Annotated in this window: 1 tRNA gene; it reads left to right on the top strand. The window is 44.4% G+C overall.

Annotated features, from left to right (window positions below):
* The first annotated feature begins 198 nt into the window (after positions 1 to 198).
* Positions 199 to 274 (top strand) — tRNA-Glu (locus ACXAH6_RS20415).
* Positions 275 to 396 lie beyond the last annotated feature (122 nt).

Below are 396 nucleotides of genomic sequence, written 5' to 3'. Positions count from 1 at the left end.
AGGTTTAATAACCTTCGGACGGAAATTTCAGTAAGGAATAAGGTCGCTCGATTTCGCAGAGCTCATCTCGCCTTACAGAAATTTAGCAAAGCGAATGCTTTGCTAGCAAAAAGTTCTAGGATAAGGTCGTTCAGATACATAAATGTATCTTCACCTTACAAAATTTTATCGTCGCTTGCGACGATGAGCAAAAATTTTGTCCCCTTCGTCTAGAGGCCTAGGACACCGCCCTTTCACGGCGGTAACAGGGGTTCGAATCCCCTAGGGGACGCCATTTTTAAGGTGTCACAGTCCTTTAACTGTGAGTATAGGCTGGAGGTTTAATAACCTTCGGACGGAAATTTCAGTAAGGAATAAGGTCGCTCGATTTCGCAGAGCTCATCTCGCCTTACAGAA

This window comes from Alteromonas sp. ABE4_545 (assembly GCF_056161325.1).
Note: the sequence above shows the minus strand (reverse complement) of the source record. Positions and strands in the feature narration are given on the sequence as shown.